Here is a 24,358-nt window from a genome sequence, read left to right on the forward strand (position 1 = left end):
TTCAAAACATATTTATGGATCACTTAAAGAATGCGATCTCGCTGCTGAAATCGAATAAAGACGGGCTCCGTTGTCCAAAAAAATGGAGATCGCAGTATCCAACCAATGTTCTAGCTACATTAGATCTTCCTGAAGTAAATGGCGGTTTGGGCCTGCCGTTGCAAGAAATGATAAAGGTGTTTCGCATTGCGGGCGAAATAGATTTAACGTTGCGTGATGCCATAGGTATTGGGCACGCATCATTGCTGTTGGAGCAAAGTAGAGGTGCCGAATCGTTCGCTGATTATCTCAGAGAGGTAGGAGGCGGTAATTATTTCATCGGCATTGCCATGACAGAACCGTCTGCGGGATCAGATATAAGATCATTGGAAACAGTTGGGAAGAATGAGCACGGGCAAGTGGTGATTAATGGTCGCAAAAAATATATTTTACGTTTGATGGAGGCGACTCACTTCATAGTTTTATTTAAATGCGAAAATACGTCTTCACTATCACTTGCCATCCTGCCGCGTGATTCGGAAGGAATATCTTACAAGAATATTCCTAAATCTGCCTTTCCTCTTCAGACCTTCGGTGAGATCAGTTTCAATAATGTCAAGGTTGGTGAGCAAAGTCTTATTGGGTCCTGGGGGGGAGGTATGCCAATTATCGTGAATCATCTTACAAAATGGAGGATTCTTACGACAGCGGCGCTTCTTGGTTGCGCGTCTGGTGCGTTATCTTTGGCGATTGAATGGATGAGAACGCGGGAGGCCTTTGGTGGCCCGATAGGGCGCTTCTCGCATCTTCAGCAAGATGTTGCGAGCTATGCCGGCCGTATTCACATGATCTGGATTTTTCTATCTGAAATTGCCCGGTCAATTGACTCCGGAAATGAGAAATATTTGGAGTCCGCCCTTTGCAAGGCGGAAGGGGGCGATCTAGCGGTCCAGGTGGTTCGGTGGTCGGTCAAGACCTTGGGAGCCAGAGGAATTTGTGAAGAGACAGATCTAATGCAAAGGCTGTTGGATCTCGAGGCAATGACCATCGCTGATGGCGCTTCAGATCTGCTTCGAATGCAAGCTGCTAGGGGACTGACTGGTGAAGAAATTTATGAATCAGGACTTTCGAGAAGCCGGACTGTCAATCGCGTGGGAGGCAAGGCTTTGAATTATATGTTATTTCCAGACGCGATAGACGAGTATTGATTATTTTCTGACGATATGGTATAATTTGAATATTATAATAACAATAAGGTTGTTTCGATGGGCGAAAATATTTCCAATAAGGAATTTACGAAGGTAAATAGAGAAATATTCCGCTCTCGAATAATTTTCAGAAATCAAGATCTATTTCGTGATTTGGTTAGTCAGGTAGCTGGTGATGATATCGAATCTGCCAAAGAGACGTTTGAAAAAATTTTGATTCGAATTCATGATGACATGGTGGGCCACGTGATGCCGGGTCAATTATGCAAAGAAGCTATAGATAATGGTAAGATTGTTGTCAGAACCTTATTCGAGATCGCCGGAGGTGTTAAATTGCGGGTATTCGATGTTGATCGGCTTTTGTCTTCGTCACTCGAGACGAGTGTTCATATGCCAAGGTTGCCGGATGATTACAGGATTCTCGCTGGATCCGAGATTATTACGGCGGGACGTTAATTGATGTCAACCTGATATCTGACAATCAACCATACTAGAGGTGTGAGATTTTAGGAAATAATTTTTCACGGCAAAATTATCATACCTCTAAATACGCGGTGTGTATTATTTATTGACAATGATTCTAAGTTTTGAAGATAGGCTTGTATGTCGTGTCACAGTTCCAATGATGCACTGCTATCCGGCTACATAACGGCACCTTTTGAGGGAGTCTGCTTTCTAGCAAATGCAGATCTCTATAGGTGGTTTTTGGCAAGACCAGCAAACTACTACTCTGTGCGCTATAATTTTTGCGACACATTGAGGATTTTCAGATTTGGGGCAAGTCTCTGGCCTTGAATAACTTGAGAGAACGTTTTTTCTGCATGTTGGAAATGCCACAAATTTCCTCCTGAGATAAGTAACACGCCATCCTCCACCTCAACAATGGGCTCGCTACGTCCACGCGATAGGCTCGAATCGGTGGGCTGGTTTGAGATTCGTTCCTTGCTGCCATCCATTTTCAAAAGCCAGATGCCGCGGATCTCGGAGTCGGCGGTGGAATTGCTGCAAAGAAGAGTGTCATTGGTGGTCCAAGCACCTTCGACGATTGGTAAACTCACAGGGGTAGATTTTCCAGTATCAACCTCCAAGAATTTAATTTCTTCATGGGTGCCGAGAAGCAAAAACTTCCCGTCAGGCGAAGCGGAGGCTACAGATGTGATTTGCGTCTTCGCCTGGAAATCCCAGATCACCTTGCCCTTTGCGTGGTCGTAAATGGAAAGTTGGCGATAACTGCCGAGAATGGCAACACGATCCTCAGTCAGCCAGAGAACCTGCTTCACTTCACCAATGGTAGGAAAAGCTTTCACAACCCCGGTAGCGAATTCCGCGACAGCAAACTGGCCAGGGCTGGTGCCGAATGCCGAGAGTCTCCGGTTTTTGCTCAGTCCCCTAATTACGCTGCCAAGCGGCAATTGGCGCGGCTGAATGGTGCCTTCTGTCAGAGACACCTCCTGCGGTCGGCCAAGAATGGAAAGATACAAGCTTTCGCCAGTCCACAGCCACTCGCCGGTAAAAACGTCGTTGCGAAAGTAACCGACATCGGTAATTCGCTTCGCTTCATTCACAGCGGAATTCACCCAATCGGGTTTCCCACGCCACAGGTTGCCATCGCGGACGAAAACTACTTCGGGCTGTTCATTGCTGAATGCCGAGGCACCGATAGGTTTCCCATCGAAGGACAAGGGCTTTTTCGCTTTGCCATCGAAGCCGAATGCGATGGCGGAACCACGATTTCCCACGATGACGAGTTTGTCCTCCAGGAAGGTTCCAACTATGGGTGGCGAACTATCTCCGAAGCCTTCCAGCCATTGTTTGGCGAGGATTTCGCCGGTGTGGTAGTTAGCTAGTGTGTTTCCGCAAAGAACTACGTCCACCGGTTTGAAATCGATGGATTTAGGCTGCTCTTGGGAAGCGGCGGACTTGGTCGGCGTATTTTGACTCGGGCCACGAAACATCCACCAGCCGACGAAGAGGGAGGTGGACAGCACGATAATGCCCCCGGCGAGCGCCCATTTGGGGAATTTGGCGAGTATCGGCAGCCATTTCATGATGATTCGTCGCTGCCGAAGTCATCAGGCGGGGTGATGAAAATGTCTTTGATGAAAAGCGGCAGGTCTGGGATGTCCTGCATCTCTTCATCGGCCTCGCGGACCCAGGAAACGCGTTTGGTTTTGATCGCCTGGAACAGGTCGTCCAAACCGCGGCCTTCGAGCGTGACCACGAAGCCGCCAAAGCCCAGATCGAGCATGCCGCCGCCCGGATCGAGGTTGAACCAGGAGAGGCTTTGGTAGGAGAATGCGGTTTTGATGCCTTTGCGGAAACGGAGCTCAAGAAAGCTTTCGTCAGCTCCTTCGATCCGTGACGGCTGGAAAAAAATGAGGGCGGGTTTTTCGCCTGTTTCCTCCTGCTGGGAACGTTGTTTTCTCAGGATGTCTTCGATGTGTTCGCTCATTGTCCTAGGCATTAGCGCCTCCCACGAGTGGGTGGCGGTGGGGTGGGCGGTTTCGGTTTTTGCGCCGGAGGCTTGGCCTGCCGCTGCTGTTTAACTTGCTCTTTCTGAACCTTCGGCGAATTGAGTTTTCCAAGAGTGGTTTTGAGATTACCGAACTGAATTTTGCGCTCCGCCGACTTTTTGACGCCTTCAAGGTCGCCCGAGTTGCGCTTAACAATCTCGGAAAGCCGAGTTTTCATGGTGTTGAAGGCTTTGGTGAAGCGGCTCTCACGCGGAGCTATTTGCGGCTTGGTCTCACTGGTTGTGTTTTCTTTGGTGGTCGTCGGCTTCGGCTTGGCCGTGGCCTTTTCCATAAGGCCTTCGTTCATTTCCACACGACGGGGTACTGTGATGCCTTTTTCGCCTTTCAGGCCCTTGCCGGGGGCTAGAGGGCGACCTTTGGAGCGGCTTTTGCCGTCCGGACCTGCGATTCCGCGCTGCATCTCGAGATAGGCGGTGAAGGACTTGACCACCGGGGTTTCCATTTTCCGCTGTGCAGCGAGCTTTCCCAGCTGACTATCGAAAGCGCCCTGGCGGCCACCGCGTTCGGCGCCAACCCGCTTGGTCCATTCGGTGCCTGACAATCCGCCGTTCATGAGGAGAGCTTCACCGAGTCCGGTGAATTCGAGGGCGGATAGACGGCGGGATGAATTGCCAACCGCTTTTTGCAGCGCAAAGCGGTCGTCTGTGTAAATGCGGAGATCTTGCTTTCCACGACTGACGCTTACATAGAATCCCTCGTGGCTGCTGGCAAGAAAAGAACTAGCAGATTGTGCGATGAATACGGTGCCAACGGTTTTTCCCTGCGAGGAATGAGAAGTCCGGCAATATCCATGGTCAATATGGCCGAAATTTGGATTGAGCTTTAATCCGTTGGAGAGGGTGATGGTTCCGTCTTTTCCAATGCTTTTCACCGTGTAGGCTGAGCCATTGTTCATGCGTCGTCCATTGGCATCGAAGGCGTTTTCCGTAATTCTCAGCGAATCGACCTTCGCCATGTTGATCCGGTCGATTTCAAAGAGGCGAAACCTATCAAAATGTTGAAGGTTGAGAGGAATGCGGCTGCCTTTCGGACCCTCGAGCCAGATATTCTGGTCCGCATCCACATCCAGCACTGCCAAGATGGTGCCGCGTTTGATGCCCGGAACATTTTGATGGAATTTGACGGCAAGGCCCTGGGTGTAGTTCTCCGGTTTTAGTTTTTCCACTTCCGCCCAGTTCAGAGCGCGATATTGAAGAAACTGGCGTTCCGGTCCCAATTTACCCTGGGCGGTGAGGTTTTGGCGAAGGGCGCTCGTTACGGCTTTGGCTTCGGCATGGGTGGGGGAAACGACAAGAGGGGCCTTGCCCGTCTCCAACAGGCACTGCTGATAGTCCTCGGCAAGCTGCCGGTAGCGAAATTCGGCATTGGGAATTTCGCGGAAGGCTTTCAGATCATCAAGCAGCGCGAATCCGGCTTTAAGGTCGCCCTCGGCAATGGCCGCGACCGCTCTGCGGTAGCCGTCTTTCTGCTGACGGTGGATGTATCGCACGGTCGCCACGGGCAACCCGGCGTAATTCTCAAGTAAGTATAGTGCGTCGCCGCGAGGAACCGGCATATGTTGCCCGGTATCGCCCGACAGAATGATCCGCGTAGAAGTGCCGGCGATCTCCAGGATCTTGGCCAGATCGCGGATGCCGACGGTGCCTGCCTCGTCGATCAGAATGATGTGGCCTTTGCATTTTCGTTGGAGATTCTTGTTTGCCAAGAAGTGTGCGACCGTGTTGGCACCATGAAATTGCTCGTCGCGTAAGACACCGCGCGACGCTTCTGCGGACGGGGCAAAGGCGAATAGACGCAGGCCTTGGGCTTGGATTCGCTCGCGCACTTCGGTTAACAGCGTGGTCTTACCGGCACCCGCCTTGCCCCGCAGTGCGATGACCTGGTCATTGGATTTGAGGATGTGGCGGACGGCGGCTTTCTGCTCGTCGGACAAGGATTTGTTGGCAATGCGGAGTCGGCCGTTATGAATGGGTGCGAGTTTACCCAGACCGCCCCGCACCCGCTGAATGAGTTCAGCTTCCTCAATGATGATCGGAACCGTGGTTACCAAATGATCGCCATCGACTTTGCGCTGTATATGGCCGCGACGGAGAATTTCATCCTGAATCTGTTCCAACGTGGTGTGGCCCACGCCAAATCTGAGAGCTTCGGTGAGCAGGTTGGTGTAACGGACGACGCTCTGTTTTTCGAAAACCTTCGCTTCAGCGAAATCGAGAGCGTCGGCGGCCGAGATCGGAATGAAATTGGCAGGCGTTGGCTTGCCATGATAGGCATTTTCCAACGAAGCGCGTTGCTCGGGATTCAACCGCTCTTTCCATGCTTCTACCAGTTGTTCTCGTGTCAGTTCGCCTTGTTTTGCTTTGCGAGTTTTGGCACCGAGCTCCGACTTGGCTTTCGCGTCGGTGATGCCCAGGTGTTCGGCCATGGCTTCGATTTCGGCAGTGCGTCGGGAGGAACCGGCGATGATCGACTTATCAACACCAACAATTTCCCAGGCGTGGCGTGTGCGAATGATTGAATAACCCAGATCGGCCATGCTTTTCGCCAGGCGGGAATGGAACAGGGCTTGGAAAAAGGGAGCGTCGACCTTGATGTCATGCACCTTGGCCGCCTTCCAGCGGTCCTCGATTTCATCGAACGTGGCGTTGAAAACCCATGCGTGCGTATGGAGATGGGGATCCGGGATCTTGCCCACCGGCCGGGCGGTGAAATGAACAAATTCGGCCCAAGCGAAATTGCCTGTCACCCTGTCATCTTGCCGACCGTCCAGGCGGACGCGGGTGGCTACGATTTTTTCAATATCCGCCATTGTGTCGGCAACGCTGGAGCGGAATGCCGCGAGCATTTTTTCATCGCCGGTGATGCCCTGCAGAACACTCAGCGATTTGGGCGCATGAAAATTGAAATCCCAACCAGGAATTCGGCCTTGGTCATTGCCTTGGCGTGGTGTCAGGCGCTCACCGCCGAAAGGGTGTTTGTTGTTGGCGAGCGCTGCGAAATGTTCGGGTGTCACCTCGCCGCTCAAGCCCAGCCGCTTTGCCCCCTTGCCGTGCCAAGCCGAGGGCACGAGCAATTCTTCGGCGTAGTAATCTTCGCGCTTCAGTCCGCTATTATAATAGGCGATGGCCGCGGCAGCGCTGGTTCCAGGAATGATGCGCAACATGGGCCCAGGATAATTTGAGTGGGTGACATAGGTTGGCTCCGTCGCGACCTCACGCGGCGCCGCCTTGTGCCTGGCCTTCGAGAAGACGGCGGATTGAATCGACGGAGAACAGCCGCTTACCGCGGAGCTTGTCGGATTCACGAAGCGAGACGGTCCGGACTTTGCCCGTCGCCGTGAGGTGGTAGAGGGTGGTTTTCCCGATCGAGAAAATCCGCTTCACCTCCTTGGTGTCGATCCATTCTGGATTGTGCTGAGGGTCGTGTTTCATGGCCTGCCGATTTCGGTGGCTCAGTGATTAACACGGGTTTTTGCGCGGCTTTTAGGTGATGCAGGGCGTCAGAAGCACAGCGAGGCACGACTTTGCATCGAAGGGGGATTTGCAAAACACTGCCTCGCTGCGCCTCGAAAAATTTCTCCGATTTTTCTTGATAGGCTCCGGATTCAGCGAGGTTGACCCCCGCCGCCAATTTGCTAGAAGGAACGGCGTATGGAGACACCGGCCTACACTCCTCAAGCCTTCGCCAGGTTATTTGGCAAAGAGAAGACCTGGACCTATCGGATGGTCCGCAAGGGCAAGCTCAAAGGCATCACGGACATGGGCGACCTAAGGATTCCGGCATCCGAAGTCGAGAGGCTGGCAAAAGGCGGACAATTTCAGCTCGAGGCGAGCGGCGGAGATCAGAAAGCGAAGCCGCCTCTGTCTGGGGTTCCGGATCCCGGTAAAAGCCAATGGGGCACGTGGCTCCGCGGTCGCCGGGAAGGTAAGGCCCGGGAGAAATCCGTCAGGCCTAAACGATTTCCCGAGTCAGGGAAAAGCGGCGGGGAGTGACCTAGCTATCTCCGTGAAAGCCCAATTCCAGTAGGGGCCGTTTTAGGGGACGGAGTTGATAGAAAACGTTGTTACGATTCTCTCTATCGCTTGGTTTTAAACGACTCTGGGAAATGGTGCACGCTGCAGGGTTCGAACCTGCGACCCCATCCGTGTGAAGGATGTGCTCTACCACTGAGCTAAGCATGCTTTCCGAGGAAATGGCCGCAATGGCGCGACCGGGCGGGAGAATGACGTGGCGGGGCGAGGCTTGGCAAGCAATTCAGTGGGTGAAATCGATTTTCAAATTCCGGCTTCGCTCGCACCACCGGCTGGTCATAGTCTGGGGCGCAGCAAATCCCGTGGCTCAGATTCCGAAAGACAGTGTTGAGAAAGTGCTCGAAGCGACGGATATCGTCGATTTGATCGGTTCTTACATCCAGTTGAAACGATCCGGCTCGGCGTTCAAGGCGAACTGCCCTTTTCACAACGAGAAGACGCCCTCTTTTTATGTGACGCCCTTGACCCAGCGCTTTAAATGCCACGGCTGCGGGGTGGGGGGGGACGCGATTTCCTTTGTCCGGGACTACGAAAATCTCCCGTTTACCGAAGCCGTGCGGAAGCTCGCTTCGCGCGCCGGGGTGATGATCATCGAGGAAGCGTCCGATCCAAAGGCCGACGAGTCGCGGCGGTCGCGGGGAAAACTGCTCGACATCCATCGCGAGGCCACCGCGTTTTTCCACGAGCAGCTGATGAAAAACCCGGCGGCGCAGCATGCCCGGGACTACATGACATCGCGCGGTTTCGGCAGTGCCATGGCGGCAGGCTGGGCCATCGGCTGGATGCCGGAAAATCCCCAGGTGTTTCTGAACTGGGCGCGCTCCAGGAAATTCACCGGGCGGGAACTGGTGGACTCCGGCATCGTGAAACTCCAGAACGACGATAACCCGCGATCCGGGCTTTACGTTAGATTTCAGGACCGGCTGATGTTTCCTATCAGAAACGAGATCGGTGACGTGATCGCCTTCAGCGCGCGGCAGCTTCGCGAGAACAAGAACAGCGGGAAATACATCAACTCGCCGGAAACCGCCATTTTCAAGAAGTCCCGCGTGCTCTTCGGGCTCGACCGGGCGAAAAAGCCAATTCTCAAGGAAAAGGCCGCGCTGTTGTGCGAGGGGCAGATTGATGCGATTTGCTGTCACCAGTTAGGAATCGAGCACGCCATCGCGACCTGCGGCACCGCCTGCACCCGCGAGCACGCGCGGCTGCTCAAGCGCTACACGAACAACGTGCTGATCTGTTATGATGCCGACAACGCGGGCCTCGCTGCGGCGGAAAAGGCCTACCGCGAGTTAGTTCCGGAAGGACTTGCCGTGAGGGTGGTGGAGATGCCGGCAGGGGATGACCCCGATACGTTTCTCAAGGCTCACGGTGAGGAGGCGTTCCGGAAATTGCTCTCTAACGCGAAGGAGTTTTTTGATTTCAAACTCGAACGGGCGAAGGCGATCGGTCTGTTTGATTCTCCCGCAGAACGGGCGTTGGCATTGAACGATTGTGCGGATTTACTCTCACTGATCACGGATTTCGCTGTTCAGGATAACCAACTCAATATCGTTGCCGTCCATCTACAAACCTCGACCAAATCCTTGCGTGAGGCCATCGCCCGGGCCAAGGCGAAGCCGAAACGGAATTTCACGGAGACTCCTGCCGAATCTGGCGAAAACGGACCTCCTGCCGAACCGACACAGCTTCATCGGATCGTGGCGTTCCTTTGCCACCTCGCGATTTCATCCGGTCCGGCCCAACGCTACCTTGCCGAGCAATTTGAAACGCTGCATGAGGCGAACCGCTGGCTTGAAGGCATCCCGCTGTTGGAGTCCATTCTTGGAGCTGCGCCGGATCCTGCATCAAATGCGGCGGTGAATGCGTTTCTCGGTGGTCTATCAGAATCGGACCGGCTGGCGCTGGCGCACGAAACTTTGAATCTGGACGGTGTCACCGTCGATGGAATGCAGGCGGCTGAACAAGCCCTGGCCTTGCTTTCGGGGACTGTTCTCCAGCGCCGGGATGCGGCAGTGAAAGCCGAGCTCAAGCAGTCTGGCCTGACCGCTGAGCGAATGGTCGAACTCCTTCATGAGGCGAAGGAGATCAGCAGCCTGTTGCGCGGCATTGGCCAGCGCTCCGAGTTTGACGACGAACTCCCTGCTTCGACATGGAAACCCAAGGAGCCGGCATGGAAAAAGCGGGACCGTTCCTCTAAACCCTGAGCTTCCGTCGCAAAGGGGAGGTCTATGGCCGGAAATGGGACCACTTGGCCGGATCCGGGATGCCTATTGCCTTCTAAAACCGTAATTTATAGATCATCTTACATCCAACGAAAGGCGACAGCGCACTACGGTGAACTGAAAGCCTTTCCAACATATCCTGTTCCGGGCAACTCAGCTTAGGTTCAGATCGGTCTCCGGGGGGAAGTCGATCAAACAACCGAGCCAAGCCAACCGGCAACTTTGGGGGGAAATTGTGTAATCTCGGGCGCGGATCGGTTAAACGGTCCGCGCCCGCTTTTTTTCTCTTTGGACTGCGTATCGCCCAAGAAAAATCCCGCCAGCGGACGAACCACTGACGGGATTGAAAGATCGGATTGTCTCCGGCCGGACTTAGTAAGTCTGGGTCCGGGTGTGGCTCCAGCCACCATCGGCACCGAGTTCAGGCGGGAATTCCGAGAGGCCGTCGTGCGGGTTCATCTGGATCCGGTTGTCTTCACCGCAGCGCTCGTAAGGAGGCTTGAAAGTGCCGCGATAGGTCGGGCAGGTGAAGGTGAAGAGTTCATAGAAACCATAACCCAAACGGCGCAGCGCACGGCTGGATCCGTCAACGGTGCCGTAGCCAAGTGCCTTGCGGCCGTATTGGTCGTTCTTGCGGCAGATTTGCTCCGGAATTTCCATGAATCCGTAGAAAATGTTGTCGATGGCCCGTCCCAACTTGCGTGCGGACGTGTAGGTGGAACCTGGAGGCGCTTGGATATCGGCGGCAACAAAGCCACTGAGAGCGGCGAAGGTGGTAGCGATGACGAGGAGTTTTTTCATGCTGGGAGTAGTAAAGTAATCTGGCTCGGGGTTGGCAATGGATTTTTCGGGATTCGGTAACTTTTTACAGCTCGAAACTGAGGACGCGCAGGATGCCCGCGGTGGACCTCAGTTTTTCAAGGAGTTCCGTCGGCGGCTCGGTATCGACTTCGATCACGGTGACGGCGGTTTTCTTGTCCTTGTTGCGGCTGAGGGCCATGTTGGCGATGTTGACCGAGGCTCCGCCAAGAGACGTGCCGATGGTGCCGACGATACCCGGGCGGTCGTCGTTTTCCACGAACAGGAATCTGCCCGTAGGATTCGTTTCGACGTAGTGCCCGGCGATATGGACGATGCGGGCGGACTTGCCGAAGAACGTTCCGGCCACGGTGCAGACTTCGTCGCCCTTGATGGCGGAAACTTCGATCAGTTCCGTGCAGTTGGTGGCAAGCGCGGCGGTGGATTTGCTAACATTAATGCCGTGTGCCTTGGCGATTGCAGGTGCGTTGATCAGGTTGACCTGTGCCTCGTGATGGGCGGCGGCGAGATAGCCTGTTAGCACCTTGCGGGTGATGAGTTCGGTATCCAGTTCGGAAACCGGGCCGAGGTAGGAAACGCGGATGCCGTCGCATTGCGCGGGGGCGATTTTCGACAACAGCTTGCCGAGCGAATCCGCCAGATCGAGATACGGTCCGACGCTTTCCAACGTGCGGCTGTCGAGGTTCGGCATGTTGACCGCGTTGACGATCTCACCGGTCGTTAGAAAGTTCTTCACCTGATGGGCGACTTCGATTCCGACGTTTTCCTGGGCTTCCGCAGTGGAGGCTCCGAGATGAGGGGTGAAGACGGCTTTCTTGGCGGAGAACAGCGGGAAATCAGCAGGCGGTGGCTCGACTTCATAAACGTCGAGCGCGATGCCACCGAGATGGCCGTCGTCGATCGATGCCTTCGCCGCTGCTTCGTCCACCAGACCGCCACGGGCGCAGTTGACGACCAGTGCGCCGGGATTCATCAGAGCGATGCGCTCGGCATTCAGGATGTGCTGCGTTTCCGGTGTTAGGGGAATGTGGAGCGTGACCACGTCGGCCCCGGTGAGCGCTTCGGCAGCGCTTTCCGCGAGTTCGACCTTGAGCGATTGCGCGCGGGCGGCGGTGAGGAAGGGGTCGTAGGCCACCACGATCATGCCAAAGGCCTGGGCGCGTTTGGCGAACTCGGTGCCGATCCGGCCCATGCCGAGAATGGCGAGGCGCTTGCCGCACATTTCCACGCCTTGCAGCGTCTTGCGGTCCCAGCGACCGGCGATCATCGAACTGTGCGCCTGGCCGATGTTGCGGGCCAGCGAGAGCATCAAGGCAAACGCATGTTCCGCAGTGGAAATCGTGTTGCCGCTGGGCGTGTTCATCACCACCACGCCGTGGTCGGTGGCGGCGGCGCGGTCGATGTTGTCCACACCGACACCGGCGCGGCCGATGGCTTTCAGATTCTTCGCCGCGGCGAAAACGGCAGGGGTCACCTTCGTTTCGGAGCGCACCACGAGACCGTGATAGTCACCGATGATTTTAAGAAGTTCGTCCGGCTTAAGTCCGGTATTTACATCCACGGAGATCTCGGGAGACGAGCGAAGAGCGTCCACGCCCTTTTCCGAAATTGGGTCAGAAACCAGCACACGATAGGTTGCCATAGGGGCGGTGAGTTAAACCACCACTCCGGCGCTGGCAAGGGTTTGCGATAGGAAAAATCGGGTTAGCTCATTTCTCCGCCGTCCACCCATCAGGACCGGAGGCCTTACTTGATCTCCATGCCGCTTCTCGGCCAGATCCAGCGCTGCACTTTGCCGCCTTTGATGAACGCCTTGGCTTCGATCGTTTTCTCGCCGAGGAACGTCACCGCCTTATACAAAGCGGTGCCGGTTTGAAATGTTTGGCCGTCCACGGTTTCGTCCGCACCGGCTTTCCATTCGGTCACCTGGTCGAATTTGAATTCCTTGATCTGTGCCGCCTTGATGCTGTCCTGCATCGTTTTTACCGCATCTCCCGCGCCCGCGTCGGCGACGACGGGCTGATCAGGAGTGGTCGGTTCCGGCATCGGAGCTGGCTCAGGGGCCGGGGTTGGCTCGGGAGCAGGAGCGGGTTCTGGCACAGGCGGCGGTTCGGGCATCGCCGGTGGTTCTGCGGATTCCCCAGCGGTGGGAGCTGTCGGCTCGGGAGTCGGAGCGGGTGGCTCGGGCGTGACAGCGGGAGTCGCAGTGGGTGGATGCTCGGAAAGCTGCTTCAGGAGATCCGTATCCATCACCGGGATTTTCCCGCTGTAGGAACCTTCCCCCGGACTCACGATGGCGTTTGCTCCCTCGATCCGGACCAGCTTCACCCGGTTTCCGGCCTGGATGTTCATCGTGATTCCCGAACTGGAATCAGAAACTTTCACATCCGTATTGATCAAAATCTTCGCGGGCAATTGCTCCGGCGTCAGGCTTTCCAAATCCACCTGCTCGGTTCCTTCGCCCAGTTGCAGCATCAGCTTGCCGTTCTGCGCCATCTCCGCCTTGCCCGGCTCCACGCCGGTGAGCTGGAATCTCAGGTTCGGCTCCAGCGAGTATCCCAAAAAGCCGGCCACGCCCATCCCGCAGAGATTTATAAGCAATTTCATGTGTCGGGGGATACGTAGCCCCGCTCCCGTTCCTTGAAAAGAATTTTCAAATCCCTTACGAATCCTCCTCCCGCGCCTCCAAATGCGCCAAAGCCTTCTGATAGCTCGCGTTCCCAAGGTAATGCCGCATCTGCGCGTCCACCTCCGTCCGGTGCGCCGCTGTCCACGCGGAAATCTCTTCGGACACCGCCTTCAGCCCGTCCAAATGCCCCGCCGCATCACGATCCCGCCATGCGTGGTCGGCGATGATGGCTACCCGGCGGCGAAGGAGATCGATCAGTTCTGAAATCATAAAAACTTCGGGAAATGAATCACACCTCCGCCATCCCTGCCAACCGGCGAGTGGAAATTTTCCCATCCACCCAGTTTCGCATGGGAATCCGCGAAAATCCCTCCAGCTTTCGAAAATGAAATCCACCCTCGTCCTCCTGCTGCTTGCCATGCGATTGCCCGCCGGGGAACTGCCGCTGCAACCCATCCCGCTCCAAAGCACCATCACCGAAGTCCAGCCCATGACCGGCATCGTCTTCTGGGAGGATTCCGGCCGCAACAAGACCGACGCCATCCAGCTCGAATACTCCTACATGCGCTACTCGGATGTCGTCAGCCAGCGCAGCGCCTATCAATGGGCGGCCGTGGAGAAAAAGCTCAACGCCATTTCCCGCCGCGGCCATCAGGGGATCCTGCGCTTCTACTTCGTCTATCCGGGAAAGCAAACCGCCGTGCCGGACTACATCAAGGCGCTGCCCGACTACCACGAGACCCAGGGCATCAGCGAAAACAAACCCACCGGCTTCCCCGATTGGTCGAATCCCGAGCTCAAGCGCTTCGTGAAAGAGTTCCACACCCGCTTCGCCGCCCGTTATGACCACGATCCGCGCCTCGCCTTCGTCCAAACCGGTTTCGGCCTGTGGGCGGAATATCACATCTACGACGGTCCCTTCAAACTCGGCGACACCTTCCCCGACAAGGCCTTCCAAACCGAATTTCTCAACCACCTCGCCTTCACCTACAACGATACTCCCTGGAGCCTCTCCGTCGATGCCGCGGACAAACAAGTCACGCCCATCGGCGGAAATGACGCCCTGCTCAAGCTCCCGTTCGGCGTCTTCGACGACTCCTTCCTCTGCAAGCAGCACGCTGAGGAAAACGAACTCAACTGGAACGCGATGCGGCGCGCCCGTTACCTCCGCGAGCCCGCCGGCGGCGAATTCAGTTACTACAACGACCGCGATCAGAAACTCGCCCTCGCCCCTAACGGCCCGCACGGCGTCAGCTTCGAGCACGACGCCGGTGCCTTCCACATCAGCTACATGATCGGCAACGACCAGCCGGACTATCAGCCCATGGCCCGCATCAAACAGGCCAGCCTCGCCTGCGGCTATAAATTCCGCATCACCGCCTTCTCCGCCAATGCCGCGATGTCCCGCGTCACCGTTTCCAATACCGGCGTCGCGCCGATCTATCGGGATGCCTTCGTCGCCGTCAACGGCGTCCGCGCCACCGGATCGCTCAAGCTCCTCGCCCCCGGCAAGACCGCCTCCTTCGACATCGCCAGCGGCGGCGCGGCTCCGGCTCTAACGATCCAAAGCGACCACCTCGTCCCCGGCCAAACGATCGGCTTCGAAGCGAATTTGAAATGAATTGTAGCGCCGGCGGAGGCTGCCGGGCGACCCGTTTCGAGGATTGCATTCGAAGGTCGGATGATCCACATTTGTCAGGTATGGAAGCCGCCATGATCGAGAAAGAAGCCCTTCAATTGTCCGAAAGCGAGCGGGCGCTGCTGGCGGACAGGCTTCTGGAAAGTTTGTCCCACCGATCTGCCGAAATGGATGCCACATGGGTCCGTGAGGCGGATAGCCGGATGGCGGCGTTTCGGGAAGGCAAGGTCAAGGCGGTTGCCGGGCCTGAGGCGATGGCGGAACTTCGCAAGAGGTTTCCGAGATGACCTACCGGTTTTTGACACCGGCACTTGCGGAGGTCGGTGAGGCTGCGGAGTTTTACGAAGATCGGGTAACCGGACTTGGTGCTGATTTTCTGGATGAAGTCGATGCGGCGATTGATCGGATTCTCCAGTTTCCCGAGGCTTGGGGCAGGCTGGGGGAGGAGTTCAGGCGATGCAATCTACGGCGCTTTCCGTTTTCGATGATCTACTCGATAGAGAATGATCAGGAGATCGTCATCGTCTCGTTGTTTCACCAGAGCCGGGAGCCTCGGTCCTGGCGGGAAAACCTGTAAAACCCGCAAATGTAACCGCTACGAAGCGAGCCTTTGATTTTTCTTTTCCATCTGATGCCTACGGTGTGCCGCCCCGGTCAGGAAAAACCATTCCTTCCGATAGGCGAGAATGAGGAAGGCTGCGAGAGCCGATATCGCCAGAATGATGTAAATGATACGCCGGGTCTTCCGCAGTGTGAACGCCCATTCGTATTGTTTGGTGGCTTCCGCGATCAGCTCCGGGTTGGGAAATCCATATTCACGCGCCATCTCCATCAGTTGCATCCCTGACTCCACCACATTGGTTCTTCCCTCGACCTGACCGAACGTGAACAGAAGATCCGCGACGATCGGGTCCGGTGGCTTCACGAATATCATCCGCTCCCGCAGTTGGTATTCGAGAGCATCCCTAACGTCATCCCCCGTGTGGCTGTCACCGTCAATCTTGAAGCTCGATGTTGCTGAAAAGGATTCGGGCAGCTCGATGACATGATGTTCGCGAAGGTAATCCGGATTTTCCTTCAGCTTCATCCTCGCCTTGAGGATTTCCACATGCAGCCACTCCGTTCCCATGTGTGAGTCAGGGTTTCTCCTGATGCCCTCGCTGATCCATTTCAACGCAAGATTCAGTTCCCCCTTCAATTCATACGCTGTCCCCAAGTTGACCGCCGTGCTGTAGCGTCCGGGAAACTTGGCCTCGGATTCATTGAAAATGGTGATGGCTTGGTCGTAATCCCCGGTGATCACCTTACGCACGCCCTCGAGTTCCGACCACGTGTCAGCATCCTTGTGATCCTCACGCCGGGCTTCAATCAGTTCGTCGAGCTTGTCCTCCGGAGAGCTGTTTAGTGAAAGTCGCAGCATCTTGGCTGGTGAAAGACCGCCGATCGTCCGGGTTCCGCCATCGAGGGTCGTGCCATCCACCCACATGCAGGCATCTGCGGGGATGGACAGGAGGAAGGCGATGAGTAGGATTCTGGTGGAGAGCATGAGGATCACTCCCGTTAAACCCATTCCGGCTGTTGATCGTCACTCTTTATTTTTTCGCCTCGCCGAGCGATTCGAAGAGCCAGCCCGAGAATGTAAATCAGCGATCTGAACAGTTTCTTTTCCTTGTGCCACATCGACTTACGGATACGATGGACTCTGCCCCATCGTGCGGCATCACCCCCGACCCCCGAAATAAATGAAAATCAAATCCACTGCATTCCTCCTCACACTGGCCGCTGTTCTCACCGGTCATTGCCTCGCACTCACCCCCATCGCCGAGGATTTTCAAGCTTCGAAATTGGACAAGAACCGCTGGTATTTATACAAGACCGGCAAGGGACGGCTCGTCCAGTCCAACGGCAAACTCAACTTCCTGGTGAGCGCACCCACCACCAGCGATTACTCCACACTCGAGCTGGAGGAAAGCCGCCCGGGGATCTTCGAGGATTGGGAAATGATTCTCGATGTTTCCAACTCGGTAAAGCACAAGGAAGGTTCCCAAGCCAGTTGCGGCTTCATCATCTACAACGACCAGAACATCCTTGATTACTTGTATGTGAATTTCTTCGGCAAGGGCGGGATCGACGCCGGTGCTTATAACAACGGAGTCTATTTCCCCGCCAAACGGCTCACGGTCGATGCAGCTGTGGCGAAGGGGGCCATCCGCGTTTCGTTCAGCAAGAAAACCAAGTTGATGACGTTTTATGCTTCCCTAACGAACAAGGAAGAGGGCTACGAATGGATCAAAGTCGGAACCTTCGCCCCCGTTGGAGCCAAGAAAGCCGACGTCAAGGCGAACTGGGGGATGAGCTCCACCGAAGGACTGTTTGGAATCCAGCTCACCGGCTTCGGCATCAAGCAGGCGGTTACCTCAGGTCAGATCAACATCGACAATTTCAGCCTGAAAGCCCCGTAAGGCGCACGGCCACGGGCCCGACCGTTTTCATCGCCAGAAGCCACCCTGTCACCGGGGTGGCTTTTTTGTTTACCAGCATCGTCTCCTGATTCCTCTCCGCTGGCAGTCGCGGGAGGATCTATCACCGCTCCGGAGATTGCGCGTGTTCGCAGGCCCGGATGCCTCATTAGTGATGAATCTCAGAGCCTGTCTGATAAATGATGAATTCCTGTTCTCGCGCAGAGCCGCAGGGACGCAGAGGTTTTTCAGATGAGAGTCAAGCCGCTTGAAAATGGCAATGGACTCTCACTCTGCGCCTCGGCGGCTCTGCGCGAGACATCTTTCCCAGATGGGATTTGGAACGGCTTCCGACAATTTTCAGACAGCCTCTCAGAAAAAGTGCGGTCCACGCAGGGAGTTAGAAATGCCCTTCGATGCCGGGTCCCGATTTGAATTTATCTCAAAATAGTGCCGATTTGGTTGTTTGACATCCATCTGTCAGATCCGGTTAGCTGGCAGGTAATGGTTGATTCCGGTTTACCTAACGCTTGTCGCCGCACCTTTTCGGCAGTTGGGGGCAACGACCCGGCCGATTTCCGCAATCGCACCGCTGCTGCCCGCAACGCGTCATTCGATGGCCGCAACGCGCCCTTCGACCTCCGCAACTCCGACGTCGCTAACCGCAAGGCCGCGTTCGACGTCCGCAATGCATCAGTCGATCCGCGCAATGACCGCTTCGACACCCGCAATGGCCGTTTCGACACCTGCAACGGCCGCTTCGGCACCCGCAACCGGTCCTTCGGCACACGCCACGCCTCCTTCGATGCCCGCGGCATCCGACCCTCTCCCCCAAACCACTGATAACCAATACCAACAACCAAGACACCCGATGATCAACGAATTCGCCAACCGCCAGAACATGCACCTTGCCGTGCTCGCCCTGCTCGCCGATCCCGCCCACCAGCCGGTTTGGAAAGACAAGAAACCCGTGCTCTTCACCACCCGCGCCGCCGCGCTCGGTCCGAAGGTGGCTGCCCTCACCGGCCTCATTTCCGGCCAGCAGGCGGACACCACCGGCCACGCCGCCGACAAGGACCGCGAGGAGGAGGAATTGGAAGCCATCGCCCACGAAATCGGCGAAACCCTCGCCGGCTGGTTCGAGGACCAGGGCAACGAGGCCGAGGCCGCCCAGATCGACCTCTCATTCCATGCCTGGCAGCGCCTGCGCGACACCGCGCTCATCGCCAAGGCCAAGCTCCTCCACGGGAAACTGACCTCCGCCCTCGCCACCGATGCCGCCGCCCTCCTCGAATACGGACTCGATCCCGCCGACGCCACCCAGCTCGCCAAGGAAACCGACGACTTCGAAAAACTCGTCGCCACCCCCGCCGCCGCCATCTCCGGCCGCAAGGCGCTCACCAAGTCCCTCCGGCCCAGCTTCCGCGAGGTCAGCGAGCTGTTGGGGAAAATGGACCGCCTCGTCCTCCGCTTCCGCAAGACGCCACCCGGAGCCCTCTTCGCCGAAGCCTGGAAAGCCGCCCGCAACGTCCGCGACCTCGGCCAAGCCGCCCCCACCGAACCCGCGCCACCGACGCCCTAACTAACCTACACCGTCGCTAACTGAAAGCCCCGTCGGCAGGGACCGACCTCCGGGCGGTCTGAGAATGGAAAGCGAATGCCCGCCCATGAACCGCTTCTCAAGCACCCCATGGGCAGCTCCATTCACCCCCCATTCGCAAGACCTTTGCGGAGAAAGGTCCCTGCCATCATCGCCCACCGCCCACCCAAGCGGCGGCCCCCCACGGAGCCGCCGCTTTTCGCTTTCCTGAAAAATAACATCGCCGTCCCGGAGAGGGTCGTTAGTGTCTGCGATTTCATGACTGTCCCCCAACAGATCCCTCAACCCTTACGCCTCGAACGCGAGACCCTCCTCAATGTCATCACCACCCGCCGCTCCACCATCCAGCACGCCGCCAACTCCGCGTCTTCCTTGCCGCCTAGGGCGGCATCATCCTCATCGAGTGGGTCCGCGGCGAGGAATACGACTCCCACTCCATCCTCCGCTGAATCATCAGCAAATCCGGAACCGTCCTCAGACACAGACACTGCCCGCCGCATGAGTGCTAAAACGCCATAAAGCGCATCTATCCGGAGATTCAAATCCAAGAACAGCCCCATTCACGTGAACTCGCGAAACCTAACCCATTCAAGGAAGAACAAAAGACCATGAGAGGATCTGAATGGCGTCGCTGGGAGCCACATATTCACGCGCCGGGCACTATTCTGAACAACCAATTCGGAGGCACTGATCCGTGGGAGAGCTACCTTACAGCTGTTGAGTCTCGCGCGCCCAAGATTGAGGCAATTGCTGTCACTGATTACTAGGTGACGGATACTTACGAGGAGGTTCTGGCGCGTAAGGCCGCAGGCAGATTGCCCGATGTTCAGTTGATTTTTCCAAACGTCGAATTGCGGTTGGATGTTGCAGCTAGGTCAGGCTTCGTAAACCTTCACCTCTTAGTAAGTCCTGAAGATCCCGGGCACATTACGGAGCTTCGTCGAATTCTCACTCGCCTTCAGTTCGTCGCTCTCGGGGATCGATTCAATTGCACGCGCGAGGATTTGATCCGGCTTGGTAAAAAGGCTGATTCTTCAATTCTCGATGAGCGCGCCGCCTTGACCCACGGCGCTACCCAGTTCAAAGTCAACTTCGCACGACTTCGCGAAGTATTTGGTGAAAGCGACTGGGCAAAAACAAATATTTTGATCGCAGTCGCAGGAGCGGAAGGCGACGGAACATCAGGCGTTCGAGGAGCTGCTGACGCAACCGTGCGCCAAGAGATCGAAAAATTCGCTCATGTTATTTTTTCGAGCAACGTTGCGCAACGGGAATTCTGGGTGGGACGCCGATCCGCAACGCTCGAACAACTGCGGGAGCGCTACGGCGGGTGCAAACCGTGCCTACATGGAAGCGATGCGCACAGCCAACCGGCAGTTGGCCAACCGACAGGTGACCGATTTTCATGGATCAAAGGCGCTCTCACCTTCGATGCGCTCCGGCAGGCCTGCATTGACCCGGAGGGACGGGCCTTTGTCGGAGAAGACCCACCTATCTCGGCTATGCCATCACAGGTCATTTCGGAAGTTCAAATCTTGGATTCTCCATGGGCTGCCACGCCGACAATTCAATTGAATCCGGGCCTAGTGGCAATCATAGGCGCGAGAGGATCGGGCAAAACGGCTCTGGCGGATATAATTGCAGCGGGGTGCGATGCGATTCCAGACGAAGCGTGGAACGCCGCCGACGATGTAAGCCCTTCATTTTTGGTTAGAGCACGTCCGGCTATCGAAAACGGCAAGGTAAAATTGAAATGGGGCGGTGGCGCGGAGATCACTCGACATCTTGACGGTCGCGATTCAAATGATCCCTTTTCCTACGTTCGGGCACGCTATCTATCACAGCAGTTTGTGGAAGAACTGTGCTCATCGAAGGGAGCGTCAGAAGGCTTGATCAGCGAGATCGAGCGTGTAATTTTCGATTCGCATCCGCAGGATGAAAGGAATGGCGCAGGCGACTTCGCCGAGTTGCGCGATCACCATACTTCGCGCTTCCAACAAGCCCACCATCGAGAGGCTGAATCTATTGCCGCTACATCGGAGCGCATAGCCGATGAACATGAAAAAGAAGCTCTCGTTGTCAGTCTCGAACGGCAGGTAAAGCAGAGAGAGGATTTGATAAAGGGCTACAATGCGGACTTAGCGAAGCTCGTAGTTAAGGGAACCGAAGCTCAGGCCAAGCGGCACACTGCGTTGAGCGACGCAGCTCAGGCATTGGCATCCAAGTTGCAGGGGTTTAACGCCCAACGCCGAACTTTCGAGGCAATGCGAGACGAAGTCGCAAACACGCGCACATCGAAAGCCCCGGAAATGCTCCGCGAAGCGCAGGCCCGTCACATAGCGAGCGGCCTCAGTGCAGATCAATGGCGAGAGTTTCTTCTTGTCTACCATGGCAACGTGGACCAGTCACTTACTGGATACATTTCCTGGGTGGACCAACATGTTTTAAAAATTAACGGGGTCCCCCCAACGGAAACAGATCCGGCTACTCCCCTCATCGCTTCAGACGCTGAACTTAAGGAAATTCCCTTAGCTACGCTTCGCGCGGAGATGGCACGACTGGAGACGTTCATAAGCGCCGACACAGTAATTCGGAATCAATACGCGGCCCTGTCGAAGAAGATCGCCACAGAGAGCGGACTGCTTCAATCGCTGAAGAACCGCTTGGAAGACGCGCGCGGTGCGGCCGCTCGGAGGAAGGAATTGCAAACTGAGCGTGAGGACGCCTATGAACGCCTGTTTGATTCCATCATCAGCGAGAAACAGGCTTTGGTCGATCTATATGGCCCATTGATGAAACGTCTGGAGGAAGCATCTGGAACTCTCCAAAAATTGAACTTCACTGTGAGTCGTGTGGTTGATGCGGCGAGCTGGGCCGATTACGCGGAGGAACATCTCATCGACTGCCGAAAAGCCGGGCCATTTTTTGGTCGAGGTTCTTTGGTGAAGCGGGCCATCGCAGAACTCAAACCATTTTGGGAAACTGGGTCAGCGAGCGATGTCCGCAAGGCCATGGCGGCTTTCATTTCTACATATAGCAAAGATCTCCTTTCCCACGCCCCATATGCCCCCACCCAGCAAGCCGATTTTCGCGCGTGGTTGAAGAGATTCGCTCATTGGCTCTTCGGCACCGAACATGTCACCGTGCGATACGCTATAGAATATGACGGCGTAGATATCCGTAAGCTTTCTCCGGGCACACGTGGAATAGTCCTATTGCTGCTCTATCTTGCTCTTGATGATGCCGATGACAGACCTCTAATCATTGATCAACCGGAGGAAAATCTTGATCCTAAATCAGTATTCGACGAGTTGGTTTCGCTCTTCATTTTGGCAAAAACCAAGCGCCAAGTAATCATCGTTACGCACAATGCGAATCTGGTTATCAACACAGATGCAGACCAAATTATCGTAGCGGATGCTGGTAAGCATACAGATGGCGGGCTTCCTTCCATCACCTACACCTCTGGCGGCCTTGAAGACGCTGAAATGCGAAAAGCAGTCTGCAATATCCTTGAAGGGGGGGAGCCGGCATTTCGCGAGCGTGCCCGGCGTCTTCGCGTGCGCTTGGAGCGATAGCATCGATGGGGTCAGTTGCTAACCAACGTTGGGAGACTTTGCGCCGGGCCGCCAGAGTTGGATGCTACAGGTCGCATGAGAGGAACCAGACGCGTAGGGTGGAATGGTGGGAGATTGCGAGGAAATCGGCATCGAAGGTGACGACTTCCGCGTCGTGGTGGATGGCGAGATCAACCTTGCTCTTCATGGAGAGGGCGATGCGGTTGTTCGGAAGAAGGTTTTCAAACAGGAGGCAGCAGAGGGGGGCGGATGGAGGGATTCAGGGACCGCATTCTCCGGCTCTTCTTGCTCGGTCGCGAATGCCCGGCAGGGCGTGGTGAATGCCTCTGCTTCCTCCGCTAGCTCCTGTGAAAAATTCTTTGTTCCGAATGACCCGCACGGTGGTTTGGTGGACCTACCGGATCATGCCGGTCAGGATTTCGTGGAGAATACTGGACGTCGGTCACGACTTTTTAAGCGTCGCTTCCCGGGGGGCGCGGGTTTGGTTCAGGGCGAGAGTATTTCCGGGTCACCGGGACGATGAAAGGAATGGAAATCGGCCAAGTTGAGCGTGAAGAACCGCTTCGCACCGGCTTTGCGGGCTGCGGCGAGGTGGAGGTAGTCGTAGATCGCGCCTCCGCGCACGCCGCGTGCCTGGGCTTCGTCGAAGGTGGCGAGGAGGTCGTCCGCGTCGAATGCGATGCAACGGAGCTTGGGGACGAGGCGTTTCCGAATGAGATCGGAGGCGTCCGATGCGGGGAGGCGGAACCCGAGGCGTCCACCGGTGAGGGTGCTGAATGTCTCGGCGAACGCGTGGGGCAGAACGGAGTGACGACCGGAAAGCAGCGCTTTACGGCAGGCCTCGTGTTCGGGAAAACCATCGCAAAGCGCGGCAATGATGACCGAGGAGTCGAGGGCGGATTTCATTTCCGTTTTGAACGGGGGACTGTTCGTTCGTCACGGGAATCCCGGTCAGCCTTGAGGGCTTGGACGATGGCTCCAACCTTCAAGGGAGGGCCGCCCCGGATGACTGGAAACCCATCCTCGATGTCGATGCTCACCGGGTCAGGTTCGGGTGCTGCCTGAAGCTTTCCGCCTTGGATCTCAAGTTTCAGCCGCGTGCCCTCGTGCAGTCCAAGGCTGTCGCGGATGGCCTTGGGAACGACCAAGCGGCCTGCCTTGCCAAGTGTGATGGTAATGCTCATGCCAATTTGAATACCATCCGCAGTACGCGATCACAAGGGGGAAACCGGATGCCGGTCCTGTGGCAGGCGGGAAGATGGGGACAAGAGTGCCCCCACTCGAATGGGACGTGGTTAAGCGCGCTTTGCAGCGATCCCCGCCCCAAGGAGTGGCGGACTCCGATCCGCCAGAGCCCATGCGGAGTCAATGGATCGAGAGAATCGCTTTTTATGATCCTCTCATGGGCAGGCGATTCGGAGATCGCCGCTCCTTGTTTCTGCCATTCCTGCCGGAATACAGAGGCGACACACTCCTGTCCCATCAACGAAATCTCGAAAGGGTCTCGAAAGGGTCTCGAAAGGGTCAGTCCCGAATGGCACTGACTTAAGCGAAATTTCGGGGTTTACCGCGATGGGGGATTTCTTTGAAAATTGACCTGGCTGCGGTGAGGTAGCTGAAGTTCTTCGGCCGCTTTTTGATGGCCCGGGGTTCGTGA

The 24,358-nt window shown here is 56.1% G+C and carries 22 protein-coding genes, 1 tRNA gene and 1 pseudogene; 11 read left to right on the forward strand and 13 right to left on the reverse strand.

Going from position 1 to position 24,358, the window contains the following annotated elements; genetic code table 11:
• The first annotated feature begins 14 nt into the window (after nt 1–14).
• Together ABIQ96_RS13905 and ABIQ96_RS13910 are read left to right on the forward strand one after the other, a co-directional pair.
• On the forward strand, nt 15–1,187 hold the full coding sequence (locus ABIQ96_RS13905) for an acyl-CoA dehydrogenase family protein (protein ID WP_348215206.1): 1,173 nt from the start codon (nt 15–17) through the stop codon (nt 1,185–1,187).
• A 57-nt stretch (nt 1,188–1,244) separates the two neighbouring features.
• A complete protein-coding gene (locus ABIQ96_RS13910) occupies nt 1,245–1,643 on the forward strand; it encodes a hypothetical protein (RefSeq protein WP_348215207.1) in 399 nt (132 codons plus the stop codon).
• 281 nt (nt 1,644–1,924) lie between these two features.
• Here the strand turns inward: ABIQ96_RS13910 and ABIQ96_RS13915 are convergent, their stop codons facing one another.
• Genes ABIQ96_RS13915 through ABIQ96_RS13930 form a run of 4 tightly spaced genes read right to left on the reverse strand, consistent with a single transcriptional unit; the run spans nt 1,925 to nt 7,152 of the window.
• Nucleotides 1,925–3,235 (reverse strand): WD40 repeat domain-containing protein, encoded by a 1,311-nt coding sequence (locus tag ABIQ96_RS13915; protein WP_348215208.1) that lies wholly within the window; start codon nt 3,233–3,235, stop codon nt 1,925–1,927.
• The gene (locus ABIQ96_RS13920; RefSeq protein WP_348215209.1) at nt 3,232–3,639 is read right to left on the reverse strand and encodes a hypothetical protein; all 408 of its coding nucleotides are present in this window, start codon (nt 3,637–3,639) and stop codon (nt 3,232–3,234) included. The genes ABIQ96_RS13915 and ABIQ96_RS13920 overlap by 4 nt, the downstream gene beginning before the upstream one ends.
• A gap of 11 nt (nt 3,640–3,650) precedes the next feature.
• Nucleotides 3,651–6,884: a MobF family relaxase gene (gene mobF, locus ABIQ96_RS13925; protein ID WP_348215210.1), complete on the reverse strand. Its 3,234-nt coding sequence runs from the start codon at nt 6,882–6,884 to the stop codon at nt 3,651–3,653.
• A 49-nt stretch (nt 6,885–6,933) separates the two neighbouring features.
• Nucleotides 6,934–7,152: a helix-turn-helix domain-containing protein gene (locus ABIQ96_RS13930; RefSeq protein ID WP_348215211.1), complete on the reverse strand. Its 219-nt coding sequence runs from the start codon at nt 7,150–7,152 to the stop codon at nt 6,934–6,936.
• 219 nt (nt 7,153–7,371) lie between these two features.
• On the opposite strand from ABIQ96_RS13930, the gene ABIQ96_RS13935 reads away from it, so the two are divergent.
• Entirely contained in the window at nt 7,372–7,713 is a 342-nt protein-coding gene (locus ABIQ96_RS13935) for a helix-turn-helix domain-containing protein (protein ID WP_348215212.1), read from the forward strand.
• Nucleotides 7,714–7,827: 114 nt separating this feature from the next.
• Here the strand turns inward: ABIQ96_RS13935 and ABIQ96_RS13940 are convergent.
• Nucleotides 7,828–7,902 (reverse strand) — tRNA-Val (locus ABIQ96_RS13940).
• Nucleotides 7,903–7,982: 80 nt separating this feature from the next.
• Here ABIQ96_RS13940 and dnaG point away from each other — a divergent pair.
• A complete protein-coding gene (dnaG, locus tag ABIQ96_RS13945; protein ID WP_348215213.1) occupies nt 7,983–9,959 on the forward strand; it encodes a DNA primase in 1,977 nt (658 codons plus the stop codon).
• A 390-nt stretch (nt 9,960–10,349) separates the two neighbouring features.
• Here the strand turns inward: dnaG and ABIQ96_RS13950 are convergent, their stop codons facing one another.
• From ABIQ96_RS13950 to ABIQ96_RS13965, 4 genes are all read right to left on the reverse strand, one after another.
• Nucleotides 10,350–10,778, reverse strand: a complete 429-nt coding sequence (locus tag ABIQ96_RS13950) for an exosortase system-associated protein, TIGR04073 family (RefSeq protein WP_348215214.1) — start codon at nt 10,776–10,778, stop codon at nt 10,350–10,352.
• A 64-nt stretch (nt 10,779–10,842) separates the two neighbouring features.
• Nucleotides 10,843–12,438 (reverse strand): phosphoglycerate dehydrogenase, encoded by a 1,596-nt coding sequence (serA, locus tag ABIQ96_RS13955; RefSeq protein WP_348215215.1) that lies wholly within the window; start codon nt 12,436–12,438, stop codon nt 10,843–10,845.
• A 104-nt stretch (nt 12,439–12,542) separates the two neighbouring features.
• Entirely contained in the window at nt 12,543–13,403 is an 861-nt protein-coding gene (locus ABIQ96_RS13960) for a hypothetical protein (protein ID WP_348215216.1), read from the reverse strand.
• A 55-nt stretch (nt 13,404–13,458) separates the two neighbouring features.
• Nucleotides 13,459–13,695 carry a hypothetical protein gene (locus tag ABIQ96_RS13965; RefSeq protein ID WP_348215217.1) on the reverse strand — a complete coding sequence of 79 codons (237 nt, stop codon included), beginning with the start codon at nt 13,693–13,695 and terminating at the stop codon, nt 13,459–13,461.
• Nucleotides 13,696–13,810: 115 nt separating this feature from the next.
• Here ABIQ96_RS13965 and ABIQ96_RS13970 point away from each other — a divergent pair, with 115 nt between their 5' ends.
• The 3 genes from ABIQ96_RS13970 to ABIQ96_RS13980 all read left to right on the forward strand — a co-directional run bounded on the left by ABIQ96_RS13970 (nt 13,811) and on the right by ABIQ96_RS13980 (nt 15,641).
• A complete protein-coding gene (locus ABIQ96_RS13970) occupies nt 13,811–15,046 on the forward strand; it encodes a DUF4832 domain-containing protein (RefSeq protein ID WP_348215218.1) in 1,236 nt (411 codons plus the stop codon).
• Nucleotides 15,047–15,138: 92 nt separating this feature from the next.
• Nucleotides 15,139–15,351, forward strand: coding sequence for an addiction module protein (locus ABIQ96_RS13975; protein WP_348215219.1), 213 nt, complete (start codon nt 15,139–15,141; stop codon nt 15,349–15,351).
• Entirely contained in the window at nt 15,348–15,641 is a 294-nt protein-coding gene (locus ABIQ96_RS13980) for a type II toxin-antitoxin system RelE/ParE family toxin (protein WP_348215220.1), read from the forward strand. The genes ABIQ96_RS13975 and ABIQ96_RS13980 overlap by 4 nt, the downstream gene beginning before the upstream one ends.
• A gap of 18 nt (nt 15,642–15,659) precedes the next feature.
• Here ABIQ96_RS13980 and ABIQ96_RS13985 read toward each other — a convergent pair whose 3' ends face one another.
• A complete protein-coding gene (locus tag ABIQ96_RS13985; protein ID WP_348215221.1) occupies nt 15,660–16,610 on the reverse strand; it encodes a hypothetical protein in 951 nt (316 codons plus the stop codon).
• A 196-nt stretch (nt 16,611–16,806) separates the two neighbouring features.
• Between ABIQ96_RS13985 and ABIQ96_RS13990 the strand changes: the two genes are divergently transcribed.
• The 4 genes and pseudogenes from ABIQ96_RS13990 (at nt 16,807) to ABIQ96_RS14005 (ending at nt 22,701) form a co-directional block, all read left to right on the forward strand.
• Complete coding sequence (locus ABIQ96_RS13990) at nt 16,807–17,526, forward strand: hypothetical protein (protein ID WP_348215222.1); 720 nt, start codon at nt 16,807–16,809, stop codon at nt 17,524–17,526.
• A 501-nt stretch (nt 17,527–18,027) separates the two neighbouring features.
• Entirely contained in the window at nt 18,028–18,366 is a 339-nt protein-coding gene (locus ABIQ96_RS13995) for a hypothetical protein (protein WP_348215223.1), read from the forward strand.
• Between the two features lie 28 nt (nt 18,367–18,394).
• Nucleotides 18,395–19,105 carry a hypothetical protein gene (locus ABIQ96_RS14000; protein ID WP_348215224.1) on the forward strand — a complete coding sequence of 237 codons (711 nt, stop codon included), beginning with the start codon at nt 18,395–18,397 and terminating at the stop codon, nt 19,103–19,105.
• A gap of 626 nt (nt 19,106–19,731) precedes the next feature.
• Nucleotides 19,732–22,701: pseudogene (locus tag ABIQ96_RS14005) on the forward strand (TrlF family AAA-like ATPase).
• 64 nt (nt 22,702–22,765) lie between these two features.
• On the opposite strand, the gene ABIQ96_RS14010 reads toward ABIQ96_RS14005, so the two are convergent.
• The 3 genes from ABIQ96_RS14010 to ABIQ96_RS14020 all read right to left on the reverse strand — a co-directional run bounded on the left by ABIQ96_RS14010 (nt 22,766) and on the right by ABIQ96_RS14020 (nt 23,885).
• Nucleotides 22,766–22,888 carry a hypothetical protein gene (locus ABIQ96_RS14010; protein ID WP_348215225.1) on the reverse strand — a complete coding sequence of 41 codons (123 nt, stop codon included), beginning with the start codon at nt 22,886–22,888 and terminating at the stop codon, nt 22,766–22,768.
• A 299-nt stretch (nt 22,889–23,187) separates the two neighbouring features.
• A complete protein-coding gene (locus ABIQ96_RS14015) occupies nt 23,188–23,607 on the reverse strand; it encodes a PIN domain-containing protein (RefSeq protein WP_348215226.1) in 420 nt (139 codons plus the stop codon).
• Nucleotides 23,604–23,885 (reverse strand): AbrB/MazE/SpoVT family DNA-binding domain-containing protein, encoded by a 282-nt coding sequence (locus ABIQ96_RS14020; RefSeq protein WP_348215227.1) that lies wholly within the window; start codon nt 23,883–23,885, stop codon nt 23,604–23,606. Before ABIQ96_RS14020 ends, ABIQ96_RS14015 begins: the two co-directional genes overlap by 4 nt.
• Between the last annotated feature and the right edge of the window lie 473 nt (nt 23,886–24,358).

Source organism: Luteolibacter sp. (assembly GCF_039920825.1).
GTDB lineage: Bacteria > Verrucomicrobiota > Verrucomicrobiia > Verrucomicrobiales > Akkermansiaceae > Luteolibacter.